Source organism: Neisseria sp. P0009.S007 (assembly GCF_051962515.1).
The window spans coordinates 1-1145 of sequence record NZ_JBQCVF010000441.1 but is presented as its reverse complement, the minus strand read 5'-3'; the positions used below and the strand labels follow the sequence as shown (position 1 = coordinate 1145).

Here is a 1145-nt window from a genome sequence, read left to right as displayed (position 1 = left end):
AATATTGAAGATGAAGGGATTTTACCTGAAAAAAAGCGGATATGCCGTCATTGCATATCCGCTTTTTGATTGGGGAATTTTAAGAGAACAGGCGCAGGGCTTGTTTGCTGCCGGGTTTGATGCCGACTTTAAGCATTTCTTCCTGACGGGCCAAAACGTAGTTGCGTACGTCTTTAAGCCATTGGGTGGAAACTTCTTCCATTTGGTCGTTAACCAAATCCAAGCTGAGTTGGCCGGAGAGTTTGACTGCCAAGTCCATAAATTTGTCGAAAGTTTTTTCGCCGGCAGGAACATGCGGAATATCCAAAAGCATGCTGAAGCCGCGGTAGGCTTGGTTGTCCAGCAAAGGATTGGTAAACGGTTTGTTGTCCAAGGTATGGATGGAGAACAGTTGAGGGTTGTTGTTGTCGCCGAAGTGGAACGCGCCGTCTTCACCCAGTTTGAAGCCTGTATCTTCCACAGCGGCACGCAACTCTACGCCGCTGATATTGGAGTGGGAAACCAAGTGAATGGCGATGGTTTGGTCAACACGCGCACAGAATTGGTCTAGTGCTTGCGCGACTTCGGTGAAGGCATCCAAGTCGGTATGTAAAACTTTGCCGTCCATCAGCTGGGCAAAAGCATCAACCTGTTGGTCGAAGTGTTGCAGCTCTTCACGCGCGGCCAAACCGTTGCGGCTGACAGCCTGCAGGCCCATAACGAAGCCTTGGTAGTAAACGCCCGGAATCGGCTCGGCAACGCGGAAATGGTCGTCCATGGTGCAACCGATGATTTGGAAGCGGTGGGTGCCGGAAAGGCGCGGCAGTGCATGCAATTCTTGGGCTTGTTTCAGGGAGATGTATGCCATGTAGTCGAAGCGCGGGTCAAACCAAGGCAACTCGACTTGAGACAATTCGTCCAAGCTGATCAATGGTACTTGTGCCGCAGGTTCGGCAGCGGTTTCAACCGAGGCTGAAGCGGCTTCGGCAGGGCTGATAGTAATTTCGTTGTTTAAGCCGATAACGGTGTGTTGGACTTTTTCTTCTGCGGAAAAGTCGTCTTCCATGGTCAGCTCGACATCGGTTTTAAGTTGGGCAGGGTGAGCCAGTTTGGCTTTTGCCGCGTAGATTTCATCTTGCTCTTGCAGGTTGCGCAATGCCTCTTCG

Annotated in this window: 1 protein-coding gene; it reads right to left on the bottom strand. The window is 51.1% G+C overall.

The window, feature by feature from the left end; genetic code table 11:
* Positions 1-79: 79 nt before the first annotated feature.
* Positions 80-1145, bottom strand: a 1066-nt coding sequence (locus ACTHS3_RS13910; protein ID WP_440368242.1) for a cell division protein ZipA C-terminal FtsZ-binding domain-containing protein, incomplete at its 5' end; no start/stop codon positions are given.